Source organism: Streptomyces sp. CNP082 (assembly GCF_059570535.1).
Genome location: NZ_JCANSZ010000010.1, coordinates 184,459 through 195,107, shown reverse-complemented (window position 1 = coordinate 195,107; position 10,649 = coordinate 184,459). Strand labels below are relative to the sequence as shown.

Sequence of the window (10,649 nt, the reverse complement as noted above, 5' to 3'; positions counted from 1 at the left end):
ACATCCTCGACGACCCCGGCGTACGGGCCTGGTACGCCGACCGGGCGGATGCCGAGGCCGCCGGGGCACTCGCCTTGTTCGGCGAGAAATACGGCGACACCGTCCGCATCGTCGACATCGGCGACTTCTCCCGCGAACTGTGCGGCGGCACACACGTCGCCCACGCTTCCCAAGTCGGCACCTTCCGCCTGTTGTCCGAATCCTCGANCGGCTCCAACCTCCGCCGTGTCGAGGCCCTCACCGGGCACGGGGCCCTGCACCACCTCGACACCGAGCGACAGTTGCTGAACGAACTGGCCGCACTGCTCGGCACCCGCCCCCAGGACGCACCCGACACCCTCCACAGGCGCCTGGAGGCCCTTGCGACCGCCCAGACCGAGCTCGCCAAGACCAGGAAAGCCCAACTGCGATCCCAGGCCGCTCAACTCGCCGACAACGCCCGCCACGTCGGCGAAGGACAGCTCGTCGCCCAGCAGATCACCGACGTCACCCCCGACGAACTGCGCATGCTGGCCACGGACGCCCTGGCCCGACTCTCCGCAGGACAGTCGGTTGTTCTCCTCGCCATGCGCCACTCCGGCAAGGCCCTGCTGATCGCAGCCATCTCCCAGGAACTGACCACCCGCGGCGCGCAAGCAGCCCAGATCCTCACCCGCGCCGCCAGGGCAGTCGGCGGCGGAGGAGGAGGCACCGGAGCCATCGCCAGCGCCGGCGGGCGCCGCCCCGAAAAGCTCGACGAGGCCCTCGCCGTAGCAGTCGAGGATGCCACCACCTTGATCAGCAACAACTGACGTCAGCCGTGGTTGGTTCGCCCAGCCTCCGGGCGAACCAACTCCATGGCCAGGACGTCAAGCCTCAGCTTGACGGTTAACCTCGCTGGGCTTGGTGCTCCTTGATCGATTCGGCGCGTTTGACGGTCTTGCCAACGTCGTGGCGCCTGGCCCGTTGCTTGTTTTTCAAGCCGGGAGGCCGTCCGGGGCCTGGCCGGGACGGTTCTGGCGCGCTTGCCGGGCAGGCTGCAGCCGCGCGGACGCTGCGAAACTCCCCTGATCTACACCCACCTCACCGGCACCGCCGCCGCCATGGACGCCCGCGCCCGCTGCACCACCACCGTCGCCCGATCGGCGATCACTCTGAAACCCTCACCTTTTTGATAGTGAGAGGCTCGAATATCACCGTCCGGCGGAGCCGGATCCCGAGTGCGTGATCCCCACTGAGATAATAATCGCAGCCAGTATCAACATCCCCCCAGCGATTACTCTCAGGGTTGCGGGAGTGGCATGATTTACCGGCGTCAGCGAGTACCTCTTCAGCGCGTCGAATACTCTATTCGCCGCGCCTGCAACGTTGAATACGACAGCAATTCCGCCTGCCACTACGACGCCACACCAGATCAAAAACAACACATCCACGCACTCGGTCCAATCAGAACATGGCATCGAATTATCATGCGGACGTTACACGCATCAGCGCAGCGGTGTCAACATCACCTCGCCCACCACTCCAAATCAGACGGCGACCACGAGCCAGAGTAGGTGTGATTGACAGAGTAGCCGGCATCGATTCCTATGCCGAGCCCCGCACCGCCATACACGTTGCTCACTTGCTCCCCACGAGAATTCTTCGTGTTGATTGCGTAATCGTAGTCAACCTCGGCGCCGACAAAGTCACCTCCGGAAGCGGTAAACCCGAGAGAGTCCCCGGCGAGATTTTCGACACTGTCAGCGTTACTACTCATCGCACCGACAGTAAGAGCCGCTCCCGGGCTTCCAGAGTGGAATCCATACGTAGCTGTCCAACCAATCTCGATGCCCTTTTCCGGATTCACGACGACCACGACACATGCCGAGCCATGCACTCCCGCGCCGAACGCAGCGCCGCCGGAGAGGCAGAGGCCCCTAGTATTGGCCCAGCCACTCAATTGACCATACTTACTCGCCGCATACGTTCCGACTGACCCGGCCTTGCCTTCAACGAAACCCCAAGCCCGATCCCACGCACTGCTATCATCTCCCCGCTTAGGGGTGGAATATTCGAGATAGGGCGGGTCTGGGTCCTCCGAGTGATAGGTGGGTTCGCCGTTCTCCTCACGCGTGCCGTCGTTTCGGAAGATGGCGTGGTGAAGGGTGCAAATTTCCGTTTCACCAGTCATGCTGTGGTACTCCGGGTATTCGACCCAGAAGCCCATGTAGCCACCTCCGGTGGATTCACCTTCCTTACCGGTCGAGATGCTCCCGTCGCCGCGGGTCATGGTGTCCGTACCGCAGGGAATATCGCTGCCCTCGCCACCACAGGCCAGCACGTGTCCGTCGAGTTCAATGTTTGTGGTGGGGTTTCCGCCGGTGAACGCGTAGCGGTTGCTGGTGGCAGGGTCGGTGCCGAGTTGCATGTCGGCGAGGGCACCGTTGTAGGTGTCGCGGGTGAGGAAGCGGTTGAGGCCAGGGCTGTAGTTGCGGAAGCCCATGTCGTAGGTGCTGGTGGCGGTATCCCAGCGTTTGGCGTTGAACCGGTAGGGGTTGTAGGCGTCCTTGTCGGGGTTTGCGGGGTCCGGCTTGTCGGTGCCGGTGAATTCGGGGTCGTTGTTGTTGCCGTAGGCGGTGTAGCCGTAGGTGGCGTCGGTGTCGCCGTTCTCGCCGGTGACGGTTTCGACGTCGGAGTGGCTGTTGTAGCCGTAGACGCCGAGTTGCTGGGTGCCGTCGGACTTGTGGGTGATCTGCGACAGGCGTTGTCCCCACGGCCCGTACTGGTAGGACTTGGTGATCTCGGATCCGACCCGCTCGTCGAGGACTTCCTTCGACAGGCCGAGATACGTGAAGTCGGTCGTCTTCGAATTTGTCGTGCCGGCGCCGGTGGTCTTGGCGGTGGTGCGGTCGAGTGGGTCGTAGGTGTACGTCGTCGTCGCCGTGGTGTCGTCTGGCTGGAGCTTGGTGTGCTCGGCGACGTGATCGAAGCCGTCGTAGGTGTTCTGCTCCAGGAGCTTGCCGTCGGCGGTGACCGTCTCCAGACGTCCGTAAGGGTCGTAGGTGTAGGCCGAGGTGAGGCCGCCGGAGCCGTCACCGGTGACTGTGGCCTGCTGCAGCCGGTTGAGGGTGTAGTCGAACGTGGTGGTCACACCATCGACGCTCTGCTCGACGACGTTGGCGTTCGCATCATGGAGGTAGGTTTCGGTGCCGGCACCCAGACCGGTCTTGTCGAGCCCGCTGATGCGGTCCGCGGGGTCGTAGGTGTAGGTGCTGGTGGTGTCCGCCAGCGCGCCGGTGTCGGCGTTCATGCGGCTGAAGACGTCTTCGGCCTTGTTGCCGTTGGGGTCCCAGTCGTAGGTGTGGGACGCCATCAGGGTGCCGTCGTTGGTTTCGCGGCTGGTCTTCAGGGCGCCGTTGGCGTAGTAGTCGTGGTCGAGGAGGTTGCCGTTGGCTTTGGTCTCGGTATCGACCATGCCGCGGGGGGTGTAGGTGTAGCTGGTGGTCTTGCGTGTCGGGTCGGTCTCCGACGTGGTGTCGGCGATCTTGACTGTGCCGATGAGGTTGCGGGTGTTGTAGGTGTAGCCGGCCCACTGGTCAGGGTGGGTCACGGTCTCCGGTTGGCCGTTGGCGTCGTAGGTGTACGCGGTGGCCTTCTTCTCCTCACCAGCCAGGTTCTCGGTGACCTTGGCGACCTGGTTCAGGCCGGTGTAGGCCACCGTGTAGGCGTCGATCTTGGCGCCGGAGCTGGTGTCGTCGATGTCGGTGAGGTTGCCGTTGGGGTCGTAGCGGTAGCCGAAGACCTTCTCCTCGGTGTCGGCTGCCGCGTCGTAGGAGCGGACGAGCTTGACGGCGTCCGCGCTGACGGTGCCCTGCCCGGTCCCGGACACCGTGATCGACTTGGTGCCCTGCTTGTAGCGGTACGTGCCGAGCTCCACCCACCGGTCGGCGTTCTCAGCCTGGTCGATCTTCCTCGTCGCCTGGCCGTCGGCGTGGTCGATGCGGTAGGTGGCAGCGGCCGCGTCCGACTTCTGCGGATACTTCACGTAGGCGGTGTACTCGCCGTCGCGGGGGATGACCGTCTGCCAGGTGAACAACCCAACCGCTGATGCCTGGCTGCGGTGGTTGAACCCCGTGTCCTTCGGATCGCCCGACAGCGCGATGGACTTCGACACCGCCCAGGACCCCGACGTGGAGGTGTGCTGGGTGTCGGAGTTGTCGACCAGGACCACAGCCGATCCGTCAGGGACACCGGAGTCCCTCTTGGTCTGCAGAGAACCGTCAGGGTAGTAGGCCCAGTCCATCGGACGCTCGGAAGAGCCGCCTGCCGATATCAGCCGTCGGCTCTTCTGCTGGCCCAGATCGTTGTAGTCGTAGGTGGTCTTGATGTCCCACGGGTCGGTGGCGGTGCGGATCCAGCCGGTGTCGAAGTACTCATAGACGGTGTCATTGCGCACCGTCTGGCCCTCTGACGGCGGCGCGGAGACCGTCGAGACGTTGCCGATGGCGTCGTACGTCGTCTCCGTGAAGATGTCCGGGTCGTTGTAGCGCGCGTCGTTCGGGTCGTAGGGCTGGTACTGCCGCTTCGGCCGGTTCAACTCGTCGTAGATGATGCGCTGGGTGAAGTCGTCTGCCACGTCGGTGGTGGCGACGCCGCGGGGGGTTTCGACCCTGGTGCGGTTGCCGACCTGGTCGTAGCGGAACTTCGTGGTACGGGTGGTGGTGTCGTCGTACGGCACCCGTTGCTCGACCACCAGGCCACGCCCGTCGTAGTCGACCTCCGTCCGCTTCTGCGCCCGGTCGGTCGTGGCCACCGGCCGTGAGTCGCGGTCGTACTCGGTGGTCTCGGTGTGCCCTTCGGCATCGGTGACGTCGGTGGGCCGGTGGTTGAGGTCGTAGGCCGTCTCGGTGGTGAAGTCGTCGGGGTTGGTGCTGGCGGTCTTGACCGGGTCGATGACCAGCGTCTGGTTGCCGACGTTGTCGTACTCGTAGGAGAGGGTGTCGCCCTCGGCGTTGGTGACGGACGTCAGCTGATTGATGTCGTCGTAGCCGTAGGTGGTCTCGAAGTCCCCGACTGTGGGGGTGTTGACGCCCTTCGGCTCGGTGGCCTTGTGCAGGTTGCCCACCGGGTCGTAGGCGTACTCGGTGGTGCGACCGGTGGCGTTGTTGTTCGCCGGCGGCGTGGCGGTGGCGACCTGGTCCATCGGATCGTACGTCGCCGTGGAGGCGGCGCCGGTCGGCGCGTACGCCGTCAGCACGTTGTCGTTGCCGTCGTACTCCGGCGCGCGGGTGGTGATGTAGGTGGCGGTGCCGGTGGCGTCGTCGTGGGTCTTGGACACCTTGCTGCCGGTGGGGCGGCCGTATGCGTCGTAATCCTGTTCGCTGGTGCCGCCCAGCGCGTCGGTGGCCTTCAGTACCCGGCCGCGTTCGTCGTAGACGAAGCGCGTCGGGTTGTCTCCCGGGTCGACGATGCGTTGCGACAGCCCGCTGGGGTCGTAGTCTTCGAACCGGGTGACGGGATGCCGCTCCGCGTCCTGGGTCGTCGACAGTTGCCCGAAGGTGTCGTAGGTGTACCGGGTGGTGTAGTCGGTGGCATCACCGGTGGTCTTCGTGCCCTCCGGGTCGGTGACCGTGAGCAGGTTGCCGAAGGCGTCGTAGCCGAAGGCCCAGGCGTTCCCCTCGGGGCTGGTCTTCGACGTCAAGTCGGCGGAGTAGCCGTCGATCCTGGTCCGGTACTCGTACGTGGTGGCGTTGGCGGGGACCTTGGTGGGGTCGTCCTGTGCGCAGTCGGTCGCCGGAGGGACGCCGGCTGCGTTGCTCTCGGCGTCGCGCTGCCACCTGGGGTAGCCGGTCTTGTGGTCGTAGCAGAACGCCGTTTTGGCGTCGTTGTCCTCGGTGAGCAGGGTGACGTTGTTGTCGGTGTCCCAGGCGAATTCGGTCTGCTGGCCCTTGGCGTTGGTGACCTCCAGGGAGAGGCCGAAGTCGTTGGCGGTGTAGTCGGTGGTGCGGCCGAGGGCGTCGGTGACGTGGGTGTCGGTGAACTGGGGGTTGAGGTTGTTCTCTGCGTAGGTGAAGCCGGTGTTCTTTCCGCGCCGGTCGGTGATGGTCTTGGTGCGCCAGTGCTGGCGGGGGTCACCGGGCAGCTCGTGGTACACGAGACGGGTGGGGTTGCCGCGCGGGTCGGTGACGGACTCGAGCTTGACGTTCTTGTTGCCCTGGTCGGCGTCGTAGGTGAGCTTGAACACCTTGTCGGTCAGGGTGTCGTCGGCCTTGCCGTCCTCAAGGCGGCCCAGCTGGCCCTTCTGGGTGTAGAAGAAGCTCAGCGTGCGGCCGGAGATGTCGGTGACCGACTTGATGTGGTCGTAGATCTTGGAGTTGTTCAGCTTCCCGGCGTCGCCGGCGACGTCCCCGGTCTCGGTGGCGTACTGGTAGCCGTCCTGGCCCTTCTGCCAGTAGTCGATCGTCAGGCTCTGCCGGCCCGCTGGGTCGGTGGTGTATTTGAGGAACTTGCGCGGCTTGTTGTTGGAGTGCCGCTCCTCGTACGTGAAGGTGAGGGTGTTGCCGTTGGTGTCGACGGCGGAGGTGAGGTAGCCGTCGCAGCCGAAGAGGAAGCGGGTGCCGTCCGGGCGGGTGAGCGTCCAGGCGTCGGTGACCGGGTCCTTGTCCGGGGTGCAGTCGAGACCGGCCTTGGGGGTGAGCTTGTAGTGCACCCCGCGCGGGGCCTTGAAACTGCCCTCGGGCTGCTTGGAGAAGACGTGGGTGGTGCCGTCGCCGTCGGGCAGACGCACCTCGGTCGGGTTGGGGTTCGGGTGGAAGTCCAGCGGGGCGCCGAGGCGGATCGGGCCGGATGCCTGGGCGGAGACGCCGAAGCCGGACACCGTGTCGGAGGTGTCCATGGAGTTGTAGGCCAGTCGGAAGAAGGTGTTCAGGCCGCGGCCGGGGTTGTTGATCGGGTTGTAGGACCAGACGTTGTTGCCGGCGTCGAGGTTGTTCATCACCGTCGAGCCGGCGCCGGTGTTCGCGCCGGTGTAGGCGTAGAACTTCTCCAGTCCCAGCCGGTCGGAGGTGGGGTCCTCCACCGCCACGTTCTGTGCCAGGCCGGCGATGGCCGGGGTGCCTTGGGACTGCCACTGGCCGGTGGACTTGTTGCGCACGTCCCATGTCAGGACGTAGTCGGAGCGCTTGTTGCCCTCGGCGGAGTTGATCGGGGTCTTCACCTGCGCCTTGATCACCCGCGACTGGCCGGGCTGGAGCGTGGCCGGCAGCGCGGTGGCCAGCTGGTTGCCGGAGGTGGTGGCGTCGGTCCCGTCCGGCAGGGACCAGCGGTAGGACAACTCGTGGCTGGTCGTGCTCCAGGTGGTATCGGTGGTGTTGGTGAGGGTGACGTCCACGGTGTAGGTGGAGTTGGGGACCATGCGCGACGGCGTCTGCGGCGCGTAGTACGTCGATTCGGTGGTGGAGTCGACATAGGTGACCTGCAGCTGCGGGCGCAGCTGCGTCTCGGCCGCCTCAGAGGACAGGAACGCGGTGCGCTCCGACGGCGACGCCTCGTCCGCGAGGCGCAGCGCCAGGCCCCGGTTGCTCGACGGTGTCTCGATCCAGTTCCGGGTCAGCGAGGTGGCGTCCCAGCGGTAGCGGCGGGGGTCGTTGGTGGCGCCCGTGACGGTGGAGGCGTCCGCGGCACCCATGTCCCCGCCAGGGGTAGTCCAGTTGCCGGACGAAGTCGCCCTCACCCAGGTGGCGGACTCGTCGAACGAGGTGGTCAGCGGGTGCATCCGGTAGACCGCGCCGTTGGCGTTCGGCGCCGTGGAGGTCCCCCACATATCGAGAGTCGAGCTGATCACCGTGGCGGTGGCGGGGACAGAGGCGTTGACCGGGAACTTCAGCAGCGCCCGGGTCGTGCCGAGACCCGGGTGGTTGTTTCCGACCGACAGCCACGGGTGCTGGACGCTGGTGACCTCCTCGTCCGGGAGGCTGTCGTGCGCGGTGGTCTGCTGGGTGGAGGAGACCGTGGTGTCCCTGATGCCGTCCTGGGTCTGGATGATCTGGGTGGTACGGCCGGCCAGGGGCAGTCGCACCAGCTGTACCGGGGAGCCGAGCAACTGACCGTCGCGGGTCTTCACCACCAGCTGGTAGTAGTACGCCCGTCCCAGGCCGCCGCCGTTGACATCCGGCTGGGTGGCCGGTGCGGAGGTGTCGGTGAAGGTGGTGGCCGCCTTGTCCAGCGGGGCCACCAGCGTCGCGGCGCTGGGGGTGAAGCCCTGGAAGACGCTGCGGTGGATCTGGTACTCGACGATGTCGTCACCGGCGTCGCCCGCGTCGCCGTTGTCGTAGGCGTCCCAGGAGAGCGCAGGCCCGGTGTCGTGGATGACGGTGGGCGGGTTCAGCGCCGTGCCGACCCGGCCGAAGGTGACAGTCAGCTTCGGGTACGTGGCGGTCTCGCCGCCGTAGCCGAACTCGCTGGCCTCGTACAGCGGCCCGCCTCGGGGCGTCGCCGGTGCCTCGTCGCGCACCTTGAGCACGAAGCCGTGGTTGGCGGTGCCGTTGACCCATTTCTGCACGGTGTCGGTGACCGGGAAGCGGTGCCATTCGTTCGCCTCGCCGGCGTCCTTGACCAGCTCGCCCGGGTTGACCAGGCGGATGGCGTCCACGACGGTGCGCTTGGTCGCGTCGCCGGTGTCGCCGACGACGACCTTGCCGGTGGTGCCGCGGCCGAAGTACATCTGCGAGCCGCCGAGCTGCTTCCATGCCGGGGTGCTGGTGCGCTGGTCGAGCGTGAGGTTGGTGGTCGTGGCGGCGCCGTCGCTGTCTTGGTGGTGGACGGTGTACGGGGCGGCTGCGGTGGCATCGGACAGCGGCCCGAAGTGGGCATCCACCCGATAGCTGGCGCGCTCGGCGACCCTTGGCTGGAGGGTGTAGCTCTCGCCGGTGAGGCTGTTCTTGTTCGTCGTGTAGTCGTTGCCGATGTTGACGCCGCCGATGGTGCCCACACGCGGCCACTCCCCGACGGCCGCGGTGCCCGCGTCGCCGTCGTCGATCTGGACCGTGGTGCCGGACAGCTCACCGGCCAGGTCGCTGGTGTTGTTCCAGGTGGCGGTGGTCTGCTCCCATGATCCGGTGGCCCGGTGGGCCTCCACGGTCACGTTGAAGGCGTTCGTGGTGTGCACCTGGTCGTAGAAGACGCCGAGGCGGGCAGAGTCGATCTTCGTCCCGGCCGGGATGCCGTCCAGCGGAAACTTCAGCAGCGACCTGCGCACCCCCGTGCCGGTGGTGCCCACGCCCAGCTGCCAGTTGCCCGTCTTGGACGTACCGACACCGTTGTAGTTCTTGTCCGGCTGTGAGGAGTCGACCATCACGCCCTGGGAGAGGCAGCCCTCGGTGTTCGCATCCGAGCACGGCGGGGGCGCGTAGGTGATGGTCGGGTCGACGGTGACCGGGTACTGACGTTCGTCGGCGGCGAGCCAGTCGGCATCCGGCGTGACGGTGAGTCTCCAGCCCTTGCCGTCGCGGGTCAGCTTCTGGGCGACCTTGGTGGACGCGGCGTGCCCGTACGGGGAGGAGGCGTCCTTTGTCGCGTCGGTCATGAACGCGGCCGGGATCACCATCGCCGGGTGCCGTGCGTCCGTCTTGAACAGGCCGATGGTGCCGTTCTTCATCGTCTTCGGCGTCAGGCCCTCGGCATCGAGGGTGAAGGCGAAGGACACCGGGGCCTGCGGCCGCTCGGTGAGCACGATGCTTTCCTTCAGCGTGCCACGGCCCACCTCGTAGATCAGATCCGCTCCTGCGGCGGCCTCGCGGTAGGTGACGGCGTCGCCTTCGGCGACGGGCTTCAACCTGCCGTCCGCGTCGGCCAGGCCCAAGGTGACCGACTGGCCGGTGGCCGCTTCGAGGCGAATCAGCCGTGCGGGATCCGCGCCGAAGTAGCTGCGGCCGGTGTTGCTGGTGTTGGTGAAGTCGAAGCCGGCACGAGTGCTCCGGCGGACGGCGGTATCGATGGGCTTCCACCCGTCGCCCGAGCGGTACGACATCGGCTGGGCGGACAGCTCCGCCTGCGTGCGGCCGTCGGCGAGCTTCCAGTAGCGGGCCGTGGGCGTGCGCTTGCCGGCCAGCTCCCGCACCCGTGTGGACTTCGGCGCGGCCTGCGCCTTCGGCAGCTTCTGCCGGCTCGGTATCTCCACCTCGGCGGCGGGCGGCGAGTCGTTCCCTTCGTCCTCGTCGCCGCCGAGCCAGTCCTTGACGGTGTCGATGAAGCCCTTGCCGCCACCGTTGCCTGAGGCCGGCGCCGCGTAGGCGACCTGCGGGAGACCGGTAGCGAGGATCGCCGCTGCGGTTGCGGATGCAAGCAGTCTGCGGAGCCGGCTCATCAGCTACTTCCTCCCGAGGTTCACTCCACCGGGGCGGAGCGCGCTCGCCCTGGGCAGGCCGCAGGCACGGCGCTACCTCTGACACTTCGTCATGAAGAATCACGTCATCAGCCCGCAGGTGCTCGCATGCAGGCTCGGGAAGGAAACCGCTTGTTGGTCGTGAACTGTCACACCTCAAGGCTTAGTTATGACGCACGTCACACTTCACCCTTCGTTGTGCCTTCACTGCTGTGAGTTGCGCAACGAGTGGTCGAACGCGCCCTGTTGCGTAGTCAACCGCCGGTGTATAACCGTTCGAGTCCGTGTGTGAGCGGCAGGCAGGAGC

General features: G+C 66.3%; 2 protein-coding genes. One reads left to right on the top strand and one right to left on the bottom strand.

Annotated elements, in window-relative coordinates; genetic code table 11:
* The first annotated feature begins 74 nt into the window (after positions 1-74).
* Positions 75-791: a DHHA1 domain-containing protein gene (locus B124_RS12050; RefSeq protein ID WP_496502759.1), complete on the top strand. Its 717-nt coding sequence runs from the start codon at positions 75-77 to the stop codon at positions 789-791.
* Between the two features lie 695 nt (positions 792-1,486).
* Here the strand turns inward: B124_RS12050 and B124_RS12045 are convergent.
* Positions 1,487-10,324 carry a DNRLRE domain-containing protein gene (locus B124_RS12045; RefSeq protein WP_496502749.1) on the bottom strand — a complete coding sequence of 2,946 codons (8,838 nt, stop codon included), beginning with the start codon at positions 10,322-10,324 and terminating at the stop codon, positions 1,487-1,489.
* Positions 10,325-10,649 lie beyond the last annotated feature (325 nt).